The organism is Mycobacterium sp. ABE4_509, assembly GCF_056160785.1.
Genome location: NZ_JBSWXU010000032.1, coordinates 13,072 through 34,913 on the forward strand (window position 1 = coordinate 13,072; position 21,842 = coordinate 34,913).

At 70.0% G+C, this 21,842-nt stretch carries 18 protein-coding genes; 14 read left to right on the forward strand and 4 right to left on the reverse strand.

Annotated features, from left to right (window positions below; genetic code table 11):
• The first annotated feature begins 96 nt into the window (after positions 1-96).
• The 3 genes from rplT (at position 97) to ACXAID_RS09790 (ending at position 2,952) form a co-directional block, all read left to right on the forward strand.
• Complete coding sequence (gene rplT / locus ACXAID_RS09780) at positions 97-486, forward strand: 50S ribosomal protein L20 (protein WP_475022006.1); 390 nt, start codon at positions 97-99, stop codon at positions 484-486.
• A 23-nt stretch (positions 487-509) separates the two neighbouring features.
• Positions 510-1,265, forward strand: coding sequence for a TrmH family RNA methyltransferase (locus ACXAID_RS09785; protein ID WP_475022007.1), 756 nt, complete (start codon positions 510-512; stop codon positions 1,263-1,265).
• Between the two features lie 82 nt (positions 1,266-1,347).
• Positions 1,348-2,952, forward strand: a complete 1,605-nt coding sequence (locus ACXAID_RS09790) for a GMC family oxidoreductase (protein WP_475022008.1) — start codon at positions 1,348-1,350, stop codon at positions 2,950-2,952.
• Between the two features lie 7 nt (positions 2,953-2,959).
• Here the strand turns inward: ACXAID_RS09790 and ACXAID_RS09795 are convergent, their stop codons facing one another.
• The gene (locus ACXAID_RS09795) at positions 2,960-4,204 is read right to left on the reverse strand and encodes an acyl-CoA dehydrogenase family protein (RefSeq protein WP_475022009.1); all 1,245 of its coding nucleotides are present in this window, start codon (positions 4,202-4,204) and stop codon (positions 2,960-2,962) included.
• A 4-nt stretch (positions 4,205-4,208) separates the two neighbouring features.
• Complete coding sequence (locus ACXAID_RS09800) at positions 4,209-5,237, reverse strand: oxygenase MpaB family protein (protein WP_475022030.1); 1,029 nt, start codon at positions 5,235-5,237, stop codon at positions 4,209-4,211.
• 159 nt (positions 5,238-5,396) lie between these two features.
• Here ACXAID_RS09800 and ACXAID_RS09805 point away from each other — a divergent pair, with 159 nt between their 5' ends.
• The gene (locus ACXAID_RS09805) at positions 5,397-6,263 is read left to right on the forward strand and encodes an adenylate/guanylate cyclase domain-containing protein (RefSeq protein WP_475022010.1); all 867 of its coding nucleotides are present in this window, start codon (positions 5,397-5,399) and stop codon (positions 6,261-6,263) included.
• A 73-nt stretch (positions 6,264-6,336) separates the two neighbouring features.
• On the opposite strand, the gene ACXAID_RS09810 is transcribed toward ACXAID_RS09805, so the two are convergent.
• The gene (locus ACXAID_RS09810) at positions 6,337-7,914 is read right to left on the reverse strand and encodes an FMN-binding glutamate synthase family protein (RefSeq protein ID WP_475022031.1); all 1,578 of its coding nucleotides are present in this window, start codon (positions 7,912-7,914) and stop codon (positions 6,337-6,339) included.
• A 72-nt stretch (positions 7,915-7,986) separates the two neighbouring features.
• On the opposite strand from ACXAID_RS09810, the gene pheS reads away from it, so the two are divergent.
• The 10 genes from pheS (at position 7,987) to argH (ending at position 19,966) form a co-directional block, all read left to right on the forward strand.
• Positions 7,987-9,030 carry a phenylalanine--tRNA ligase subunit alpha gene (gene pheS / locus ACXAID_RS09815; RefSeq protein ID WP_475022011.1) on the forward strand — a complete coding sequence of 348 codons (1,044 nt, stop codon included), beginning with the start codon at positions 7,987-7,989 and terminating at the stop codon, positions 9,028-9,030.
• Entirely contained in the window at positions 9,030-11,528 is a 2,499-nt protein-coding gene (gene pheT / locus ACXAID_RS09820) for a phenylalanine--tRNA ligase subunit beta (protein ID WP_475022012.1), read from the forward strand. The genes pheS and pheT overlap by 1 nt, the downstream gene beginning before the upstream one ends.
• An 87-nt stretch (positions 11,529-11,615) precedes the next feature.
• Entirely contained in the window at positions 11,616-12,659 is a 1,044-nt protein-coding gene (gene argC, locus ACXAID_RS09825; RefSeq protein WP_475022013.1) for an N-acetyl-gamma-glutamyl-phosphate reductase, read from the forward strand.
• Complete coding sequence (argJ, locus tag ACXAID_RS09830; protein WP_475022014.1) at positions 12,656-13,849, forward strand: bifunctional glutamate N-acetyltransferase/amino-acid acetyltransferase ArgJ; 1,194 nt, start codon at positions 12,656-12,658, stop codon at positions 13,847-13,849. The genes argC and argJ overlap by 4 nt, the downstream gene beginning before the upstream one ends.
• The gene (gene argB, locus ACXAID_RS09835) at positions 13,846-14,721 is read left to right on the forward strand and encodes an acetylglutamate kinase (RefSeq protein ID WP_475022015.1); all 876 of its coding nucleotides are present in this window, start codon (positions 13,846-13,848) and stop codon (positions 14,719-14,721) included. The genes argJ and argB overlap by 4 nt, the downstream gene beginning before the upstream one ends.
• Positions 14,718-15,890, forward strand: a complete 1,173-nt coding sequence (locus ACXAID_RS09840; protein ID WP_475022016.1) for an acetylornithine transaminase — start codon at positions 14,718-14,720, stop codon at positions 15,888-15,890. The genes argB and ACXAID_RS09840 overlap by 4 nt, the downstream gene beginning before the upstream one ends.
• Complete coding sequence (gene argF / locus ACXAID_RS09845) at positions 15,887-16,819, forward strand: ornithine carbamoyltransferase (RefSeq protein ID WP_475022032.1); 933 nt, start codon at positions 15,887-15,889, stop codon at positions 16,817-16,819. Before ACXAID_RS09840 ends, argF begins: the two co-directional genes overlap by 4 nt.
• Positions 16,816-17,313, forward strand: coding sequence for an arginine repressor (locus ACXAID_RS09850; protein WP_475022017.1), 498 nt, complete (start codon positions 16,816-16,818; stop codon positions 17,311-17,313). The genes argF and ACXAID_RS09850 overlap by 4 nt, the downstream gene beginning before the upstream one ends.
• 26 nt (positions 17,314-17,339) lie before the next feature.
• Positions 17,340-18,542, forward strand: a complete 1,203-nt coding sequence (locus ACXAID_RS09855) for an argininosuccinate synthase (protein WP_475022018.1) — start codon at positions 17,340-17,342, stop codon at positions 18,540-18,542.
• Positions 18,539-19,966, forward strand: a complete 1,428-nt coding sequence (argH, locus tag ACXAID_RS09860) for an argininosuccinate lyase (protein ID WP_475022019.1) — start codon at positions 18,539-18,541, stop codon at positions 19,964-19,966. Before ACXAID_RS09855 ends, argH begins: the two co-directional genes overlap by 4 nt.
• A gap of 71 nt (positions 19,967-20,037) precedes the next feature.
• On the opposite strand, the gene ACXAID_RS09865 is transcribed toward argH, so the two are convergent.
• Positions 20,038-21,804, reverse strand: a complete 1,767-nt coding sequence (locus tag ACXAID_RS09865) for an ABC-F family ATP-binding cassette domain-containing protein (RefSeq protein ID WP_475022020.1) — start codon at positions 21,802-21,804, stop codon at positions 20,038-20,040.
• Between the last annotated feature and the right edge of the window lie 38 nt (positions 21,805-21,842).

Below are 21,842 nucleotides of genomic sequence, written 5' to 3' on the forward strand. Positions count from 1 at the left end.
CCAGCCTGGCAGCGTCGACGCTCCACCGACCACCTCGGCGGCTCGGCCGGCCCGGCCGAGCGCTACCCATGAACTGAACGACGATAGGAAACACCCATGGCACGCGTGAAGCGCGCGGTCAACGCGCAGAAGAAGCGGCGTACCGTCCTGAAGGCATCGAAGGGCTACCGGGGCCAGCGGTCCCGGCTGTACCGCAAGGCCAAGGAACAGCAGCTGCATTCGTTGACCTACGCCTACCGGGACCGGCGCGCCCGCAAGGGCGAGTTCCGCAAGTTGTGGATCTCGCGCATCAATGCGGCCGCCCGTTCCAACGACATCACCTACAACCGGCTGATGCAGGGCCTCAAGGCCGCCGGCGTCGAGGTCGATCGGAAGAACCTCGCCGAGTTGGCGGTCAGCGACCCGGCTGCCTTCACCGCGCTGGTCGAGGTCGCCAAGGGTGCGCTGCCCGCCGATGTGAACGCCCCGTCGGGCGAGGCTGCCTGACCCTCACCGAGCGTTCTGCCCGGGTGGTGGCGGCAGTCAAACTGCACCGCCACACCGGGCGCCGCCGCGCCGCACGCTTCCTCGCCGAGGGACCCAACCTCGTCGAGGCGGCGCTGCGGCGCGGACTCGTTTCCGAGGTCTTCGCCACCGAGTCGGCCGCTGAACGATTCGCCGCAATGTTGTCCGGCGCACCGGTGCAACTGGTCACCGAGCGGGCGGCGAAAGCGTTGTCCGACACCGTGACCCCGGTGGGGCTGGTGGCTGTGTGCACGATTCCCGACACCGGTCTCGATGACGTGCTGGCCGGTGCGCCCAGGCTGCTGGCGGTGCCGGTGGGTGTCTCCGAACCAGGCAACGCGGGCACCATCGTCCGGGTGGCCGACGCGATGGGCGCCGACGCGGTCGTGCTCGCCGGCGACAGCGTCGACCCGTACAACGGAAAGTGCCTGCGCGCCTCGGCCGGCAGCATCTTCTCGATCCCGGTGCTCGCCGGCGGTGAGGTCGCCGATGCGCCGGGAGTGGTCCACCGCATGCGGGAGTCGGGGCTGACGGTGTTCGCCACCGTCCTCGACGGCTCGATCAGCCTCGACGATGCCGAACTCGACCGGCGGACCGCCTGGCTGTTCGGTCCGGAGGCGCACGGCTTGGCGCCCGAGGTCGCCGACCTGGCGAGCGTGCGGGTGCGGATCCCGATGCCCGGGGCCGCCGAGAGCCTCAACGTCGCCGCCGCCGCATCGATCTGTCTCTACCAGAGTGCGAGGGCGGCTCGGCGCGGCTGAGGACCGGCCGGGGTGTATTGTTCGGCGATACAGATCGGGCACACTTTGTAATGCTCGCGGTTCGACCGAGATCGGGGACGAGATGGCTCGCTACGACTACATCGTCGCCGGGGCGGGCTCAGCGGGATGCGTGCTGGCCAACCGGCTCTCCGCCGATCCGGGTGTCTCGGTCCTGCTGATCGAGGCCGGGGGCCCCGACCGCCATCCGATGTTCCACGTGCCCAAGGGCTCCGGGACTCTGATGGAGAACGAGAAGTACGCCTGGCGCTACGCCACCACCCCGTTCGGGCCGAAACAGCGGCCCGAGTTTTGGGCGCGGGGCAAGGTGATCGGCGGTTCGAGCTCCATCAACGGCATGGTCTACAACCGCGGCAACCAGGCCGACTACGACGAGCTGGAGCGGCTGGGTAACAAGGGCTGGGGCTGGTCGGACATCCTGCCCATCTTCAAGGCGTTCGAGGACAACGAGTTCGGACCCTCGCCGACCCGCGGCGCGGGCGGGCCGCTGCACGTGTCGGTCGCCGCTGAACAGGATGTGCTCTGCCAGGAGATCGTGGCCGCCGGCGCCGGCGCCGGCCTGCGGGAGATGCTCGACATCAACGAATCCGACGAACCCCGGATCGGCTACACCCCGGCGACCATCCGCAACGGGCGCCGGGTCAGTGCCGCCGACGCATTCCTCAAGCCGGTGCGTAACCGCCCCAACCTGGAAGTCCGCACCAACACCACCGTGACCCGGGTGCTGATCGAACACGACCGTGCGGTCGGAGTCGAGGTGGTTTCTCCCGGCGGTGCTTCCGCGACGCTGCGTGCTGACCGCGAAGTGATCCTCGCGCTCGGCAGCATGGGCAGCCCCAAGGCACTGCAGCTGTCCGGTATCGGTCCGCGTGAGCTGCTGGAGCGCGCCGGAGTGCCGGTGGTCCTCGACCGCCGGTACGTCGGGCGCCGGATGCGCGAGCACCGGTGCTTCGCGATGAAGTTCCGGCTCAACGAGGACCTCGGCTACAACCGCCAGCTGTCGACCCGGCTGGGGCAGGGGTTGACCGCGTTGCGCTACCTCGCCAGCCGAAAGGGATCACTGGCCACCCCGACATTCGACGTGCTGGCCTTCCTCAAGACCGCCGACGACGCCGAACGGGTGGACGGCCAGCTGTTGTTGGGGCCGTTCACGATTCCGGCGTACCAGGAGGGGGAGTCGGTCTCCATCGAACGAGCTCCGGGAATGTCCTGCCTCGGTTTCACGCTGCGTCCCACCTCCGAAGGCGAAGTGGCGATCACCGGCAGTGATCCCGACGCCCCGCTGCGCCTGGAGCCCAACTACCTCGCCACCGCCTACGACAGGACCACCACGGCCAACCTGATGCGGCGGACCCGCGAACTGTTCGCGCAATCGCCGATCGGTGAGCGGATCGACCACGAGACCTTCCCCGGCCCCGGGGCCGACACCGACGACGAGCTGATCGACTCCGCACTCGACGGCGGCTATACCGGCTACCACGCGATCGGCAGCTGCGCGATGGGGCCGAGCGACGACGATGTCGTCGACAGCAGGCTGCGGGTCAGAGGCATCGATGCGCTACGCGTGGTCGACTGCTCGGCGATGCCGATCATGTTGGCGGGCAACCTGAACGGACCGGTGATGGCGATGGCCGCCCGGGCCGCGCAGTTCATCGTCGACGAGCAGTGACCGCCGCTCAGCCCGACAGCAGACCCCGGGCCACATGGGTGATCTGCACCTCGTTGCTGCCCGCATAGATCATCAACGACTTGGCGTCGCGGGCGAGCTGCTCGACCCGGTACTCGGTCATGTACCCGTTGCCGCCGAAGAGCTGAACCGCCTCCATCGCGACGTCGGTGGCGGCCTGCGAGCAGTACCACTTGATCGCCGACGCCTCGGCCAGCGATATCGAGGTCCCGGTCTGGGTCGCCTCGACGACGCGGAACAACATGTTGCGCACGTTCATCCGGGCCACTTCCATCGTCGCCAGCTTGAGCTGGATGAGCTGGAACTGGCCGATCTCCTGCCCCCAGAGCGTGCGGGACCTGGCGTAGTCGACGCTCAGCCGCAGGCATTCCTCGATCACGCCCAGCGCCATCGCGGCCACGCCGATGCGTTCGGCGGAGAAATTGGAGCGTGCGCTGTCGCGCCCGTCGCCGGCGTCGTTGTCTTCGGTCTCGCCCAGCAGGCGGTCACGCCCCAGCCGGACGTCGTTGAAGAACAGCTCGCCGGTCCGGGAGGAGTGGATTCCCATCTTGCGCAGCGGCCTGGACTGGACGAAGCCGTCCATGCCGCGGTCCAGCACGAAGGTCAGGACCTTGCGGTTGCGCTTGTCGACCGTGGGGTCGTGCTCCTCGAGTTTGGCGTAGACCACGACCACGTCAGCATCCGGTCCGTTGGTGATGAAGGTCTTCTGACCGTTGAGGATGTAGTCGTCACCGTCGCGCACCACATAGGACTTCATTCCGCCGAACGCGTCGGAGCCAGAGTCCGGTTCGGTGATGGCCCACGCGCCGACCTTGTCGTAGGTCACCAGGCCCGGCAGCCAGCGCTCCTGCTGGGCCAGGGTGCCGCGGCTCATGATCGTCGGCACCGTCAGCCCCAGGCTGACGCCCATGCCGGTGACCACTCCCATGGCGACTCGGCACAGTTCGCTGACCACCACGAAGCCCATGCCGGCCGAACCCGCGCCACCGCCGAACATGCCCCCGGATGCGGGCTTGGCGCTCGATGGGCCACCCTCACGCAGTGCGGCCAGGCGCTTGTTCAGCCCGTCGCGCGCCATGTCGGCGATCCCGAACGTGGTGAACAACTTGCGGATGATGGGGTAGGGCTCCATCTCGCCGCTTTCGAGCGCATCGAGGTGGGGGCGGATCTCCTTGTCGACGAACTCGCGCACCGCGTCGCGCACCGCGAGGTCGACGTCTGACCATTCGAGCATGGGTTCAGGCTGCCTCAGCCCGGCCGCGTCCGCGCGCCGGACGGACACCGGCCAGCGAGAACGTCGAATGCACCAGCGACCCCACCCGATCGAGCAGCGATTTGTGGGTGGGCACGTAGTGCATCGGCAGGCCGCGGCGATCCCGCGGCGGGGCCATGAACGCGGGTGCCTCGACCAACGGTGCGTCGGGCGGTGTCTTTCCCTCTGCGCGGCGGTAGGCGGCCACCGCGCGCGGATGCAGCCGGACCTCGTCGGGCACCGCGACGAACGCCAGCTCGACGAGCTTGCCGAACAGGCGCAGCAGGACCTCGTCCCCGGCGGTCCATCGCATGCCCGCCCGCTCACGGACCACGGGGTCGAAAACCCCTGCGGCGATCCAGCGTTGGGCGCCCACCATCGGCTTGAACATCTGATCCCACAGCCCGGTGGGCATCATCACGAACCACGGCTTGGGGATGCGCAGCGAGAATATGTCCAGGGTCGCCTGGTTGATCTCGAGTTCTTCGCCGCATTTTCGCTCCCAGTACTGTCCGAACGCCTCCCAGGATTCGGGCACCGGGCGCATGCTCATGCCGTACATGCGGTACCACTGGACGTGCTCGTCGAACAGCTGACGTTTCTCGGCCTCGGTCAGCCCGCCGCAGAAGTATTCGGCGGTCTTGATGATGAGCATGAAGAAGGTGGCGTGCGCCCAGTAGAACGTCTCCGGGTCCAGCGCGTGGTAGCGCCGCCCGGTGGTGTCGACACCCTTGATCGTGGTGTGGAAGCCGCGGATCTGCGCGCCGGTCTGCGCGGCACGGTCTCCGTCGTAGACGACCCCCATGATGGGGTACACCGAGCGGGCGACCCGCTGCAGGGGTTCGCGCAGCAGAACGGAATGGTCCTCGACGCCGGCGCCGAGTTGGGGGTACATGTTCTGGATCGCACCGATCCAGACGCCGAGCATTCCGGTGCGGACATCGCCGAAGTACTTCCAGGTCAGTGAGTCCGGGCCCAGCGGGCATTCCGTCGGGGTCGCGCTGTGGTCTGAGATCGCCGTTGATCGCACCGTCTCACGATAGGCGCTGACAACAATCGTTGTCTATCAATTCGGGGTGCGCCGGCGCTGCTGTTACGCACCCTCCACAGCCCATCCATATGGCCGTGACCTGCGAATTCAGCGGGTCGATCAGCCTGGATTAGGCTGGCAGACGTGGACGAGGCGGTGTCGAGTGAACCGGGAGACGATCACTCGTCGGGGCCGATCGGCTGGCTGCGGGGCGTCAATCAGCACGATCAGGTCATCTCGATCATCCGCCGGGCCCGCCGCGCGCTGCCCGGGGATCCCGAATTCGGTGACCCGCTGTCGGTGTCCGGTGTCGGTTATCCGCGGGTGGCGGCCAAGGCCGCCGACCGGCTGCTGGAACGCCAGGCGGCGTCGCGTGAAATCAGCCTGGGAGCCCTGCAGGTCTGGCAGGCGCTGACCGAACGGGTATCCGGCCGGCCGGCGAACGCCGAGGTGACCCTGGTCTTCACCGACCTGGTGGGCTTCTCGAACTGGTCGCTGGACGCCGGTGACGAGGCCACGGTGCGACTGCTGCGCCGCGTCGCCCAGGTCGTCGAGCCGCCACTGCTCGAGGCCGGCGGCCACATCGTCAAACGGATGGGCGACGGGATCATGGCGGTTTTCGCGTATCCGGTCACCGCCGTGCGCGCGGCGATCACCGCCCGCGAGGCCATAAAGACCGTTGAGGTCGAGGGCTATACGCCGCGCATGCGAGTGGGTGTCCATACCGGCCGGCCACAGCGGATCGGTTCGGACTGGCTCGGCGTCGATGTCAACCTCGCCGCCCGCGTGATGGAGCGTGCCACCCGGGGCGAGCTGATCGTCTCCGCGTCGACCCTCGAGCGGATCCCGCCCGACGAGTTCGAGACCCTGGGGGTGACGGCGCACAAGGTGCGCCGACAGGTGTTCGCTCCGAAGCAGGACGGGGTGCCCGCCGACTTCGTGATGTACCGCCTGCGGGTGCGCCGGTCGCAGTCCGCCGACGCAGACGACGGCGACGAAGCCGAGGCCTGACCCCCGCCGCCGAAACGGCATTCCGGCAGCGAAAGTGCGAGAACGGGCCTGCCGGAATGCCAGTTCGGGAGGGTCAGGCGAACTCGTCGGCGGACGCCTCGATCCAGTCGGAGCGCCACGATTCGGGCGGATCCTCGAGCAGCTCACCCGGCATCAGCCATTCGTAGATCTCGGCGTAGGTCCGGCTGAGCTGGCCGCCGACGCGGCGGTTGAGCATGGCGGGGGAGAGCTCGTCGAACCCGGCCAGCCCCATCGACGCCACGATCTGGGCCGCGCTGGCCACGGTGGCCTGCTGGAAGTTGGCCACCCGCGCGGTCTTGTCCGCGACGTCGAGGGCCCTGGCCCTCCCGGGATCCTGGGTCGCCACCCCGGTGGGACACCGGTTGGTGTGGCACTTGAGCGCCTGAATGCAGCCGACGGCGAACATCATCGCCCGGGCCGACAGGGTGAAGTCGGCGCCCTGACAGATTCGGCTGACGATGTCGACGCCGCTGGCCACCTTCCCCGACGCGCCGAGCTTGACCCGGTCCCGCAACCCGGTGCCGACCAGGCAGTTGTGCACCATCATCAGGCCCTCGGTCAGCGGCATCCCGATGTGGTCCTCGAACTCCACCGGCGCGGCCCCGGTCCCGCCCTCGGCGCCGTCGACGATCACGAAGTCCGGCGCGATCCCGGTGGCGATGATCGCCTTGCAGATCGACAGGAACTCGGTGCGCGCCCCGACACAGAGTTTGAAGCCCACCGGTTTTCCCCCGGACAGCCGGCGCAGGGTCGTAAGGAACTCGGTGAACTCCACCGGGGTTCGAAACGCGCTGTGCGCGGGCGGGGACACCACGGTCTGTCCCACCGGCACCCCGCGGGTCGCGGCGATCTCGTCGCTGACCTTGGCGCCGGGCAATACGCCGCCGAGCCCGGGCTTGGCGCCCTGGGACAACTTCACCGAGACCGCCTTGACCTCGGCCAGCCTGGACTTCTCGGCGAATGCGACCGGATCGAAACTGCCGTCGGTGTCGCGGCAGCCGAAATAGCCCGAGCCGATCTCCCAGATCAGGTCGCCGCCGCGCAGGTGGTACGGGCTGATGCCGCCCTCCCCGGTGTCGTGGGCGAAGCCCCCGCGCGCGGCTCCCGCATTGAGGGCCTCGATGGCGTTGGCCGACAACGCACCGAAGCTCATCGCCGAGACGTTCAGCAGGGCGATGTCGTAGGGCTGTTCGCAGTCCGGACCGCCGAGCCGCACCCGCGGGGCGAGGTCGTCGGCGAAGTGGGCGCGCAACGAGTGCCGCAGGAACTCGTAGCCGCGCGCGTTCACGTCGCGCTGGGTGCCGAAGGGCTCGTCGCCCTTGGTGCCCTGGGCGCGGTCGTAGACCAGTTCGCGGGTCTCCCGGTCGAACGGTGCCGCCTCGGTGTTCGACTCGATGAAGTACTGCCGGATCTGCGGGCGGATCGACTCCATCAACGGGCGCATGTGCCCGAGAACCGGATACGTCCGCAGGATGGTTCGCCGTGTCTGGGTCAGATCCCAGGTGCCCAGCGCGGCCAGGGCCGCCAGTATCGCCGCCGGTAGCGCCCATCCGGCATGGACGAGAGCCGCCAGCGCCGCGGCTGCGGCTGCCAGAATCCACACTGTGGCGACGATCACGGGCCGGATCAACACGGCGTGAGGGTATCGCGCCGAGGGGAAACGCCCGCGAGACGCCGCGAGCCGATCGCCTATGATCGCCGGGTGGCTGAGCAGCCGGTGGACCTATCAGATGCCGCACTGACCGGTGCGGTGCGCGCTGCCGTGCACGCATTCGACGAGGCGTCCAGCCTCGACGAGCTGGCCCGCGCAAAGACCGAACACCTCGGGGACCGTTCGACGATCGCCCTGGCCCGGCAAGCTCTCGGGGCGATACCGAAGGCCGAGCGCGCCGACGCGGGCAAACGGGTCAATGTCGCGCGCACCGAGGCGCAGCGCGCCTATGACGACCGGTTGGCCGTGCTGCGCGCCGAGCGGGACGCCGCCGTGCTCGTCGCCGAGCGCATCGACGTCACGCTCCCGTCCACCCGCCAGCCCATCGGTGCCCGGCACCCCATCACGATCCTCGCCGAACACATCGCCGACACCTTCGTCGCGATGGGCTGGGAGCTGGCCGAGGGACCCGAGGTCGAGACCGAGCAGTTCAACTTCGACGCGCTGAACTTCCCGCCGGACCATCCGGCGCGCAGTGAGCAGGACACCTTCCACGTCGCGCCCGAGGGCTCGCGGCAGCTGCTGCGCACCCACACCTCGCCGGTGCAGATCCGCGCGCTGCTGGAACGCGACCTGCCGGTCTACATCATCTCGATCGGCCGCACGTTCCGGACCGACGAACTCGACGCCACCCACACGCCGGTCTTCCACCAGGTGGAGGGGCTGGCCGTGGACAAGAACCTCACGATGGCCAACCTGCGCGGCACGCTGGACGCGTTCGCCCGCTCGGAGTTCGGGCCGGAGGGCCGCACCCGGTTCCGGCCGCACTTCTTCCCGTTCACCGAACCGTCGGCCGAGGTCGACATCTGGTTCCCGAACAAGAAGGGCGGACCCGGCTGGGTGGAATGGGGCGGCTGCGGAATGGTCAACCCGAATGTGTTGCGGGCCTGCGGTATCGACCCGGAGGTCTACTCGGGCTTCGCATTCGGCATGGGATTGGAGCGCACCCTGCAGTTCCGCAACGGCATCCCCGACATGCGCGACATGGTCGAGGGCGACGTCCGCTTCTCGCTGCCGTTCGGAGTGGGTGCCTGATGCGCCTTCCCTACAGCTGGCTGCGCGACGTCGTGGCGGCCGGCGCACCGGGCTGGGACGTGCCCGCCGAAGATCTCGAAGAGGCGCTCATCCGCATCGGCCACGAGGTCGAGGAGATCATCCCGGTCGGGCCGGTCAGCGGACCGTTGACCATCGGCCGGGTCGCCGAGATCGAGGAGCTCACCGAGTTCAAGAGGCCGATCCGGGCCTGCAAGGTCGACGTGGGGGCGCAGAACCTCGACGGTGAGTACCGCGACATCGTCTGCGGTGCAACCAACTTCGCCGTCGGGGACCTTGTGGTGGTGGCCTTGCCGGGAACGGTGCTGCCGGGTGACTTCACCATCTCCGCACGCAAGACCTACGGTCGCACCTCCGACGGGATGATCTGTTCGACAGCCGAACTCAACCTCGGCACCGACCATTCCGGCATCCTGGTGCTGCCGCCCGGCACCGCCGAGCCGGGCGATCCGGCGGCCGGTGTGGTGGGCCTCGACGACGTGGTGTTCCATCTGGCGATCACCCCGGACCGCGGCTACTGCCTGTCGGTGCGCGGCATGGCACGCGAGATCGCCAACGCCTACGACCTGGACTACGCCGACCCGGCCGAGGTGGCGCCGTTGCCCGCCGACGGGGAAGCGCTGCCGGTGACCATCGATGCGGGCACCGGGGTGCAGCGTTTCGGCCTGCGCCCGGTCACCGGTATCGATCCGGCGGCCGTGTCGCCGTGGTGGATGCAGCGCCGGCTGCTGTTGTCGGGCATCCGCGCCATCTCGCCGGCGGTCGACGTCACCAACTACGTGATGCTCGAACTCGGCCATCCGATGCACGCGCACGATCGCAGCCTGATCGCCGGCGGGTTCCGGGTCCGCTTCGCCGAGCCGGGGGAGACGGTCGTCACCCTCGACGACGTCGAGCGCCGGCTCGACCCGGCCGACGTCCTGATCGTCGATGACGCCGCCACCGCGGCCATCGGCGGGGTGATGGGTGCCGGTACCACCGAGGTCCGTGAAACCACCACCGATGTGCTGCTCGAGGCGGCGGTGTGGGACCCCGCCGCGGTGTCGCGCACGCAGCGCCGGCTGCATCTGCACAGTGAGGCCGGCCGCCGCTACGAGCGCACCGTCGATCCCGCGGTGTCGGTCGCCGCGCTGGACCGGTGCGCGTCGCTGCTGGCCGACATCGCAGGCGGTGCAGTGCAACCCCGGCTCACCGACTGGCGGGGCGATCCGCCGGCCGAAGACTGGGCGCATCCGCCGGTGAGCATGCCGGTGGATCTGCCCGACCGCACCGCGGGTGTCGACTATCCCCCCGGTGCCGCTCAGAAACGGCTGACCCAGATCGGCGCGACGGTGGTCACCGACGGCGACCGGCTCACCGCGACGCCACCGAGCTGGCGCCCCGACATCCGCCAGCCGGCGGACCTGGTCGAAGAGGTGATGCGCCTCGAGGGCCTCGACGTGATTCCGTCGGTGCTGCCCACCGCGCCGGCCGGGCGCGGTCTGACGCCGGGGCAGAAGCGCCGTCGCGCGATCGGAAAGTCGCTGGCCCTCAACGGTTTCGTCGAGATCCTTCCGACACCGTTCCTGTCTGCGGAGATCTTCGACAAGTGGGGGCTGCCCGCCGGGGATCCGCGGCGAAGCACCACCGCGGTGGTCAACCCGCTGGAGTCCGACCGGCCGCATCTGGCCACCACGTTGCTGCCCGGGTTGCTCGATGCGTTGACCCGCAACGTCTCCCGCGGCGCGGTCGACGCGGCGCTGTTCGCGATCGCCCAGGTGGTCGAACCGACCAGTGAAACCCGTCCGGTGCAGCGCATTCCGAACGACCGGCGGCCCACCGACGACGAGATCGCGGTGCTGGATGCCTCGCTTCCGCGTCAGCCCCAGCATGTGGCCGCGGTGCTGGCCGGGCTACGCGAGCCCGCCGGTCCGTGGGGGCCGGGCCGCCCGGCGGAGGCCGCCGACGCGTTCGAGGCGGTGCGGGTCATCGGCCGTGCCGCCGGCGTCGAGTTCACCCTGCGCTCTGCCGCCCAGCTGCCCTGGCATCCCGGCCGGTGCGCCGAGGTCCTGATCGGTGACACGGTGGTCGGGCACGCCGGACAGTTGCACCCGGCCGTCATCGAACGTTCCGGGTTGCCGAAGGGCGCCTGCGCGCTCGAGCTGGACCTCGACTCCGTGCCCATCACCGACTCGATGCCGGTGCCCTCGGTATCGCCGTTCCCGGCGGTGTTCCAGGACATCGCGCTGGTGGTCGCCGACGACGTCGCCGCCCAGAGCGTGATCGACGCGGTGCGCGCGGGAGCCGGCGAGCTGCTCGAGGATGTGCGACTGTTCGACGTCTACACCGGTCCCCAGATCGGGAAGGGGCGCAAGTCGCTGGCGCTGGCGCTGCGGTTCCGCGCCCCGGACCGCACGCTGACCGAGGACGAGGCCAGCGCGGCGCGCGACGCCGCCGTGGCCGCCGCCGCGGAGCGCCTCGGTGCGGTGCTGAGGTCCTGAGGCCGATGCGCACCCGTATCGGGGTCGACGCCGCCGGGGCGCGGCCCAGTCGGAATTGATTTGCAATTTCATGCATAACCATCCACGATGGGTGGCATGACATCCGTCGCGGTTGCCGGTGCCAGCGGTTATGCAGGTGGCGAGATCTTGCGCCTGCTCCTCGGGCACCCCGCCTACGCCGATGGTCGACTCACCATCGGGGCGCTGACCGCCGCCGCCAGCGCGGGCAGCGCCCTGGGTGAGCATCATCGCAACCTGCTGCCGCTGGCCGGGCGGACGCTGGAGCCCACCGAGATCGACGTTCTGCACGGCCACGACGTCGTCTTCCTGGCCCTGCCGCACGGGCATTCGGCGGCACTGGCCGACCAGCTCGGTCCTGACACGCTGATCGTCGACTGCGGTGCCGACTTCCGGCTCACCGACGCGAACGCCTGGCAGCGGTTCTACGGCTCCGATCACGCCGGCAGCTGGCCCTACGGCCTGCCCGAGCTGCCCGACGCCCGCGAACAGCTGCGCGGCGCCACCCGCATCGCGGTCCCGGGGTGCTATCCGACCGCCGCACTGCTGGCGCTGTGGCCCGCGCTGGCCGCGGGCCTGGTCGAACCCGCCGTGAACGTGGTGGCGGTGAGCGGCACCTCCGGTGCCGGTCGCGCCGCCAAGGTCGATCTGCTCGGCTCGGAGGTGATCGGCTCGGCGCGCGCCTACAACGTGGGCGGAAAGCACCGCCACACCCCGGAGATCGCCCAGGGGCTGCGTGCCGTCAGCGGCCACGACGTCTCGGTGTCGTTCACCCCGGTGCTCATCCCGACCTCACGCGGAATCCTGGCCACCTGCACCGCGCGCACCGACGCGCCGCTGTCGGAGTTGCGCAGCGCCTACGAAAAAGCCTACGCCGAAGAACATTTCGTGCACCTACTGCCCGAGGGGCAGCTACCCACCACCGGGTCGGTGATCGGCAGCAACGCGGCCCAACTGGCGGTGGACCTCGACGCCGACGCCCAGACCTTCGTCGCGATCGCCGCGATCGACAACCTGGTCAAGGGAACCGGGGGAGCGGCGGTGCAGTCGATGAACCTCGCCCTGGGCTGGCCGGAGACCGAAGGCCTCTCGATCGTCGGGGTGGCACCGTGACCCGCCTGCTGCGCACGCAGGGGGTGACCGCACCGGCCGGCTTCCGGGCCACCGGCATCCCGGCGGGCATCAAGGCCTCCGGTGCGCTGGATCTGGCGCTGGTGTTCAACGAAGGACCCGATCACACCGCGGCGGCGGTATTCACCCGCAACAAGATCAAGGCGGCGCCGGTGCTGTGGACCCAGCAGGTCCTCACCACCGGCCGGCTGCGTGCGGTCATCCTCAACTCCGGCGGCGCCAACGCCTGCACCGGGCCCCAGGGTTTCCAGGACACCCACGCCACCGCCGAAGCCCTCGCCGCGGCGCTCTCGGAGTGGGGCACCGAGACCGGCGCCATCGAGGTCGCGGTGTGCTCCACCGGCCTGATCGGTGACCGGCTGCCGATGGACAAGGTCCTGGCCGGCGTGCAGGAGGTCGTCCACGAGATGGCCGGCGGTCTGACCGGCGGCGAAGAAGCCGCGCGGGCCATCATGACCACCGACACGGTCCCCAAACAGGTCGCCCTGCACCAGGACGACTGGACGGTCGGGGGAATGGCCAAGGGTGCGGGCATGCTCGCACCGTCGCTGGCCACGATGCTGTGTGTGATCACCACCGACGCGGCCGCCAGTCCCGCCGCACTGCACGCCGCGCTCGCCGCCGCGACCGCCACCACGTTCGACCGGCTCGACGTCGACGGCAGCTGCTCGACCAACGACACCGTGCTGCTGCTGGCCTCGGGCGCCAGCGAGATCACCCCGAGCCAGGACGAGCTCAACGCGGCGGTACTGCAGGTCTGCGACGACCTGTGCGCGCAGCTGCAGGCCGACGCCGAGGGGGTCACCAAGCGCATCGCGATCACCGTCACCGGCGCCGAGACCGAGGACGACGCGGTCACCGCCGCCCGGGTGATCGCCCGCGACAGCCTGGTCAAGACCGCGCTGTTCGGTTCCGATCCGAACTGGGGCCGGGTGCTCGCCGCCGTCGGGATGGCCCCGGTGCGCCTGGACGCCGAGCGGATCACGGTGTCGTTCAACGGGTCCCCGGTGTGCATCGACAGCGTCGGGGCGCCCGGGGCGCGGGAGGTCGACCTGTCGGCCGAGGACATCGAGGTGCGCGTCGACCTCGGCGCCGGCACCGCCACGGCGACGGTGCGCACCACCGACCTGTCCCACGCCTACGTCGAAGAGAATTCCGCCTACAGCTCATGACACTGCAGACAACCCAGAAGGCCGACGTGCTGGCCGCCGCGCTGCCGTGGCTCAAGGCGCTCAACGACAAGATCGTGGTCGTCAAGTACGGCGGCAACGCGATGACCGACGACACGCTCAAGGCGGCGTTCGCGGCCGACATGGTGTTCCTGCGCAACTGCGGTATCCACCCGGTGGTGGTGCACGGCGGCGGCCCGCAGATCAGCGCGATGCTCCGGAAGCTCGGCATCGCAGGCGATTTCAAGGGCGGCTTCCGGGTCACCACGCCCGAGGTGCTCGAGGTGGCCCGGATGGTGCTGTTCGGCCAGGTGGGCCGGGAGCTGGTGAACCTGATCAACGCGCACGGCCCCTACGCGGTGGGGATCACCGGCGAGGACGCCGGACTGTTCACCGCGGTGCGGCGCACCGTGATGGTCGAGGGTGTCCCCACCGACATCGGTCTGGTCGGTGACGTGTCCCAGGTCAACACCGACGCCGTGCTCGACCTCATCGACGCCGGTCGTATTCCGGTGGTCTCGACGATCGCCCCCGACGGCGACGGGCTGGTCTACAACATCAACGCCGACACCGCCGCCGCCGCGCTGGCCGACGCGCTCGGCGCCGAGAAACTGCTGATGCTCACCGACGTCGAAGGCCTCTACACGCGGTGGCCGGACCGGGGCTCGCTGGTCAGCCAGATCGACGTCGCCGCGCTGACCCAACTGCTTCCCACCCTGGAGGAGGGCATGGTGCCCAAGATCGAAGCCTGTCTGCGCGCCATCGGAGGCGGGGTGCCCAGCGCGCACGTCATCGACGGCCGGGTGGCCCACTGCGTGCTGGTCGAGCTGTTCACCGACGAGGGCGCCGGCACCAAGGTGGTGGCCAACCCATGACCGGACTGCTGGACCGCTGGTCGGCGGTGATGATGAACAACTACGGCACCCCGCCGCTGGCACTGACCAGCGGTGACGGCGCCGTCGTCACCGACACCGACGGAAAGTCCTACGTGGACCTGCTCGGCGGCATCGCCGTCAACGTGCTCGGCCACCGTCACCCCGCCGTCATCGAGGCGGTCACCCGGCAGATGAACACACTGGGCCACACCTCCAACCTCTACGCCACCGAGCCGGGCGTCGCGCTGGCCGAAGCGTTGGTCGACCTGCTCGGCGCCCCGGCCCGGGCCTTCTTCTGCAACTCCGGTACCGAGGCCAACGAAGTGGCCTTCAAGATCACCCGGCTGACCGGGCGCACGAAACTCGTTGCGGCAGAAGGCGCTTTCCACGGCCGCACGATGGGCTCACTGGCATTGACCGGGCAGCCGTCCAAGCAGGCGCCGTTCGCCCCGCTGCCCGGCGACGTCACCCACGTGCCCTACGGCGACATCGACCGGCTGCGCGGCGCCGTCGACTCCGGAACCGCCGCGGTCTTCCTCGAACCGATCATGGGGGAGGGCGGCGTGGTCGTCCCACCCGCCGGCTACCTGGCGGCGGCCCGCGAGATCACCGCCGAGCACGGCGCCCTGCTCGTCCTCGACGAGGTGCAGACCGGGGTGGGCCGCACCGGAGCCTTCTTCGCCCATCAGCACGACGGGATCACCCCCGACATCGTCACGCTGGCCAAGGGGCTCGGCGGGGGACTGCCGATCGGGGCCTGCCTGGCCATCGGCGAGACCGCCGACCTGCTCACCCCCGGCCTGCACGGCAGCACCTTCGGCGGCAACCCGGTGTGCACGGCCGCAGCGCTGGCGGTGCTGCGGGTGCTGGCCGAGGAACGGCTGATCGAGCGCGCCGACGTGCTCGGCAAGACGCTGTCGCACGGCATCGAATCGCTGGGCCATCCGCTGGTCGGCCATGTCCGCGGACGCGGGCTGCTGCGCGGTGTGGTGCTGACCGCCGAGGCGGCCAAACCGGTCGAGACCGCCGCCCGCGACGCCGGATTCCTGGTGAACGCGGCCGCGCCCGACGTGGTCCGGCTGGCGCCGCCGCTGGTCGTCACCGAAGCCCAGATCGACGCGTTCCTGGCGGCGCTGCCCGCCGTGCTGGATAAGGCGGTGCAATCCTGATGCGGCATTTCCTTCGCGACGACGACCTGACCCCCGACGAGCAGGCCGAGGTGCTGGCGCTGGCCGCCGAGGTCAAGAAGGATCCGTTCGCCCGCCGGCCCCTGGAGGGTCCGCGCGGGGTGGCGGTGATCTTCGAGAAGAACTCCACCCGCACCCGGTTCTCGTTCGAGATGGGCATCGCCCAGCTCGGCGGCCACGCGGTGGTGGTGGACGGGCGCAGCACCCAGCTCGGCCGGGAGGAGACCCTCGAAGACACCGGACGGGTCCTCTCGCGCTATGTCGACGCCGTCGTCTGGCGCACCTTCGCCCAGGAACGGCTGGCGGCGATGGCCTCGGGTTCGGGGGTGCCGATCGTCAATGCGCTGTCCGACGAGTTCCATCCGTGCCAGGTGCTCGCCGACCTGCAGACCCTGGTCGAATGGAAGGGTGCGCTGAAAGGCCTGCGGCTGAGCTATTTCGGTGACGGGGCCAACAACATGGCGCATTCGTTGATGCTCGGCGGGGTGACCGCCGGCATCGATGTCACGATCGCGGCGCCACGCGGATTCGAACCGCACCCGATGTTCGTCGCCGCCGCCGTCGAGCGGGGCCGCCAGACCGGTGCCGCGGTCACGGTGACCGACGACCCAGTGGCCGCGGCCAGCGGCGCCGATGTTCTGGTCACCGACACCTGGACCTCGATGGGGCAGGAGAACGACGGCCTGGACCGGGTGCGCCCGTTCCGGCCGTTCCAGCTGAACTCGGCCCTGCTCGACCGGGCCGACTCCGATGTCGCGGTGCTGCACTGCCTGCCCGCGCACCGCGGTCACGAGATCACCGACGAGGTGATCGACGGACCGCGCAGCGCGGTGTGGGACGAGGCCGAGAACCGGCTGCACGCCCAGAAGGCGCTGTTGGTGTGGTTGTTGGACAAGAAGACCTCGACGTGACCGCAACACCGTCCCCCGCGACCACCCGGGCCGCCCGGCAGGCGCGCATCATCGCGCTGCTGTCGGCGCAGTCGGTGCACAGCCAGAGTGAGTTGGCCGCGCTGCTGGCCGCCGACGGCATCGAGGTCACCCAGGCCACGCTCTCGCGGGACCTGGAAGAGCTCGGGGCGGTCAAGCTGCGCGGCGCCGACGGCGGCATGGGTGTCTACGTCGTGCCCGAGGACGGCAGCCCGGTCCGCGGGGTGACCGGCGGAACCGAACGGGTGTCGCGGCTGCTCTCCGATCTGCTGGTGTCCACCGACGCCAGCGGCAACCTGGCGGTGTTGCGGACCCCGCCCGGCGCCGCGCACTATCTGGCCAGCGCGATCGACCGGGCCGCGCTGCCCTTCGTGGTCGGCACCATCGCCGGTGACGACACCATCCTGGTGGTGGCCCGCGAACCGATGACCGGTGCGCAACTGGCCGCCACCGTCGAAGACCTCTCTCGAGCCTGAAGCAACACACGAAAAGGAGCTTTGCTATGTCCGAGCGCGTCATCCTGGCGTATTCCGGCGGCCTGGACACCTCGGTGGCCATCAGCTGGATCGGCAAGGAGACCGGCCGCGAGGTGGTGGCCGTGGCCATCGACCTCGGTCAGGGGGGCGAGGACATGGACGTCGTCCGGCAGCGCGCCCTGGACTGCGGGGCGGTCGAAGCGGTTGTCGTGGACGCCCGCGACGAGTTCGCCGAGCAGTACTGCCTGCCGGCGATCAAGTCCAACGCGCTCTACATGGACCGCTACCCGCTGGTCTCGGCGCTGAGCCGGCCGCTGATCGTCCGCCATCTCGTCGACGCCGCCCGCGAACACGGCGGCGGCATCGTCGCGCACGGCTGCACCGGCAAGGGCAACGACCAGGTCCGCTTCGAGGTCGGGTTCGCCTCGCTGGCACCCGATCTGAAGGTGCTGGCTCCGGTGCGTGACTACGCCTGGACCCGGGAGAAGGCCATCGCCTTCGCCGAGGAGAACGCCATCCCGATCAACGTCACCAAGCGTTCGCCGTTCTCGATCGACCAGAACGTGTGGGGCCGCGCCGTGGAGACCGGCTTCCTGGAGCACCTGTGGAACGCCCCGACCAAGGACGTCTACGACTACACCGAGGATCCGACGGTCAACTGGAGCAGCCCGGACGAGGTCGTCGTCGGATTCGACAAGGGCGTACCGGTGAGCATCGACGGGCAGCCGGTGACGGTGCTGCAGGCCATCGAGCAGCTCAACGCCCGCGCCGGGGCGCAGGGGGTCGGCCGCCTCGACGTCGTCGAGGACCGGCTGGTCGGCATCAAGAGCCGGGAGATCTACGAGGCACCCGGTGCGATGGTGCTGATCACCGCGCACACCGAACTCGAACACGTGACGCTGGAGCGCGAACTCGGCCGGTTCAAGCGCAACACCGATCAGCGCTGGGGTGAGCTGGTCTATGACGGCCTGTGGTACTCGCCGCTGAAGACCGCGCTGGAGGCGTTCGTGGCCAACACCCAGGAGCACGTGACCGGCGAGATCCGGATGGTGCTGCACGGTGGGCACATCGCCGTCAACGGCCGCCGCAGCGCCGAATCCCTCTATGACTTCAACCTCGCCACCTACGACGAGGGCGACACCTTCGACCAGTCCGCGGCCAAGGGATTCGTGCACGTGCACGGCCTGTCGTCGAGCCTGTCGGCGCGCCGGGACCTGGCGGGCTCATGAGTGAGCGCCGGCGCAGCACCAACGAGGGGTCGCTGTGGGGCGGCCGGTTCGCCGACGGCCCGTCGGATGCCCTGGCCGCGCTGAGCAAGTCCACGCATTTCGACTGGGCGCTGGCGCCCTACGACATCGCGGCCTCCAAAGCCCATGCCGCGGTGCTGTTCCGGGCGGGTCTGCTGACCGTCGAGCAGCGTGACGGTCTGCTGGCCGGGCTGGACGCCCTGGCCGCCGACGTCGCCGACGGCAGCTTCGGGCCGCTGGTCAGCGACGAGGACGTGCACGGCGCGCTTGAGCGCGGTCTGATCGACCGGGTGGGCGCCGAACTCGGTGGCCGGCTGCGCGCGGGCCGCTCGCGCAACGACCAGGTGGCCACGCAGTTCCGGATGTGGCTGCGCGACGCGATCCGGCGGGTCGCCGACGGGGTGCTCGACGTGGTGGCGGCGCTGGCGACCCAGGCCGCCGCGCATCCGACGGCGATCATGCCCGGGAAAACGCATCTGCAGTCCGCGCAGCCGATCCTGCTGGCCCACCACCTGCTCGCGCACGCCCACCCGCTGCTGCGCGATGTCGACCGGCTGGCCGATTTCGATGCCCGCGCGGCGGTGTCGCCGTACGGCTCGGGTGCGCTGGCCGGCTCGTCGCTGGGGCTGGACCCCGACGCGATCGCCCAAGAGCTGGGCTTCGCAGCGGCGGCGGACAACTCGGTCGACGCCACCGCGTCGAGGGACTTCGCCGCCGAGGCGGCGTTCGTGCTGTCGATGATCGCGGTGGATCTGTCCCGGCTGGCCGAGGACATCATCTTGTGGAGCACCACCGAGTTCGGCTACGTCACCCTGCATGACGCGTGGTCGACGGGCAGCTCGATCATGCCGCAGAAGAAGAACCCCGACATCGCCGAACTGGCGCGCGGCAAGTCCGGCCGGCTGATCGGGAACCTGACCGGATTGCTGGCCACGCTGAAGGCGCAGCCGCTGGCCTACAACCGTGATCTGCAGGAGGACAAGGAGCCGGTCTTCGACTCGGTCGCCCAACTGGAGATGCTGCTGCCGGCGATGGCCGGGCTGGTGGCCACGTTGCGCTTCGACGTCGACCGGATGGCCGAGCTGGCTCCGCTGGGCTACACGCTGGCCACCGATGTCGCCGAGTGGCTGGTTCGGCGCGGGGTTCCGTTCCGGGTGGCGCACGAGGCGGCCGGCGCGGCGGTGCGCGCCGCCGAAGCCCGCGGCATCGGGCTCGAGGACCTCGAGGACGCGGAGTTGACCGGCATCCACCCCGAGCTGACCCCGCAGGTGCGCGAGGTGCTCACCGTGGAGGGCTCGGTCGGTTCCCGCGACGCCCGCGGCGGCACGGCGCCGGTCCAGGTGGCCAAACAGCTCAGCACGGTCCGCGATGTCGCCGACCGGTTACGGATCCGGCTGCAACGCTGAGCCGGTCCGGCGCGACTGTGCGGATCGCAACGCCCGCCGCGGCGAGTCGCGGGCGACACCGCACACTCGAATCACGCGTCGTCGGCCAACTCCAGCCAGGACTCCTCGAGTGACTCCTTGCGGCTGAGCAACTCGCCCAACTCGGCGTTGAGCTCGGCCGCCCGGACATGGTCGGCGGCCGCCTCGGCCATCGATTCGTGCAGGGCAGCGATGCGGTCGTCGAGCTTGGTCAGCTGGTTCTCGATCCGCGACATCTCCTTGCCGGTGCGCCGTTCCTTGGCCGCGCTGGTCTCACCCTTGCCGGAGCGGGACTCGGTGCGCGGTTCGGAGCGCGACGCGTCGGCCGCCCGCCCGCTGAGGTACTGCTCGATGCCGCCCGGCAGCAGCTCGCACCGGCCGCCGCCGGTCAGCGCGTAGGTGACGTCGCTGACCCGCTCCAGGAAGTAGCGGTCGTGCGTGACCACGATCAACGTCCCCGGCCAGCCGTCCAGGTAGTCCTCGATGACGGTGAGCGTGTCGATGTCGAGATCGTTGGTCGGCTCGTCGAGCAGCAGGACGTTGGGTTCGTCGAGCAGCATCCGCAGGAACTGCAGGCGGCGCCGCTCACCGCCGGACAGTTCGTCGATGCGGGCGGTCAGCTTGTCACCGACGAAGCCGAAGTCCTTGAGCAGGGTGTCGGCACTGATCTCCTGGCCGCCGGCCAGCTCGGTGATACGGCGGCGGTTCTCCACCGCGTCGATCACCCGCGCCGAGCCCTCCAGCTCCTTGAGCGCCTGGCTCAGGTAGCCGATTCGCAGCGTCAGGCCCCGCTTGACGGTGCCCGCCGACGGCGACAGTTCACCGGAGAGCAGCCGCAGCACCGAGGTCTTGCCGCTGCCGTTGACCCCGACCAGCCCGATCCGGGCTCCCGGGCCGATCGACCAGTCCACCTTGTCGAGCAGCACCCGTGGCGGCTCACCGACCTCCAGGTGCACCCGGTGCAGATCGAAGACGTCCTTGCCGAGCCGGGTGGTGGCGAACTTCTGCAGCGTCAGCGAGTCGCGTGGCGGCGGCTCGTTGGCGATCAACTCGTTGGCCGCCTGGATCCGGAACTTGGGTTTCGACGTGCGCGCCGGGGGCCCGCGCCGCAGCCACGCCAGCTCCTTGCGCATCAGGTTCTGCCGACGCGCCTCGGCTCCGGCCGCCAGCCGCATCCGCTCGGCGCGGGCCAGCACGTACGCGGCGTAGCCGCCTTCGTAGGCGTCGACGACCCCGTCGTGCACCTCCCAGGTGCTGGTGCAGACCGCGTCGAGGAACCAGCGGTCGTGGCTGACCACCACCAGCGCGCGGGCCGGGCGCGCCGACAGGTGCCCGGCCAGCCAGCCGATCACCTCGACGTCGAGATGGTTGGTGGGCTCGTCGAGGATGAGCAGATCGTGGCCGGCCACCAGCACCTCCGCCAGCGCCACCCGCCGCCGCTCACCGCCGGAGAGGTCGGCCACCTCGGCGTCGAGGTGCACCCCGGCCAGCAGGTTCTCCACGACGGCCCGGGTAGCGGGATCAGCCGCCCAGGTGTGGTCGGGGCGGCCGCCGGCGATGACGCCGCGCACCGTCGTCCCGGGCAGGAAGTCGTCGGACTGCCGCAGATAGCCGACCGAGATGCCGGAGGTGTGGGTGACGCGGCCGGAGTCCGGCGCCAGTGCTCCGGTCAGCACCCGCAGCAGCGTGGTCTTGCCGTCGCCGTTGCGCCCGACGACACCGATGGCGTCGCCTTCTTCGATGCCCAGACTGACCGCGTCGAGCAACGTGCGGGTGCCGTAGCCGATCGTGGCCCGTTCGAGGTTGACCAGGTTTGCCATCAGGCGCCGATGATAGGTGGACGCTGTGCCATGATGAC

Coding starts and splice junctions, on each gene's coding strand:
- rplT (WP_475022006.1), top strand. CDS start 97: ATGGCACGCGTGAAGCGCGCGGTCAACGCGCAGAAGAAGCGGCGTACC.
- argB (WP_475022015.1), top strand. CDS start 13,846: ATGACACTGCAGACAACCCAGAAGGCCGACGTGCTGGCCGCCGCGCTG.
- ACXAID_RS09855 (WP_475022018.1), top strand. CDS start 17,340: ATGTCCGAGCGCGTCATCCTGGCGTATTCCGGCGGCCTGGACACCTCG.
- ACXAID_RS09795 (WP_475022009.1), bottom strand. CDS start 4,204: ATGCTCGAATGGTCAGACGTCGACCTCGCGGTGCGCGACGCGGTGCGC.
- argH (WP_475022019.1), top strand. CDS start 18,539: ATGAGTGAGCGCCGGCGCAGCACCAACGAGGGGTCGCTGTGGGGCGGC.
- ACXAID_RS09790 (WP_475022008.1), top strand. CDS start 1,348: ATGGCTCGCTACGACTACATCGTCGCCGGGGCGGGCTCAGCGGGATGC.
- ACXAID_RS09840 (WP_475022016.1), top strand. CDS start 14,718: ATGACCGGACTGCTGGACCGCTGGTCGGCGGTGATGATGAACAACTAC.
- ACXAID_RS09865 (WP_475022020.1), bottom strand. CDS start 21,804: ATGGCAAACCTGGTCAACCTCGAACGGGCCACGATCGGCTACGGCACC.
- pheT (WP_475022012.1), top strand. CDS start 9,030: ATGCGCCTTCCCTACAGCTGGCTGCGCGACGTCGTGGCGGCCGGCGCA.
- argC (WP_475022013.1), top strand. CDS start 11,616: ATGGGTGGCATGACATCCGTCGCGGTTGCCGGTGCCAGCGGTTATGCA.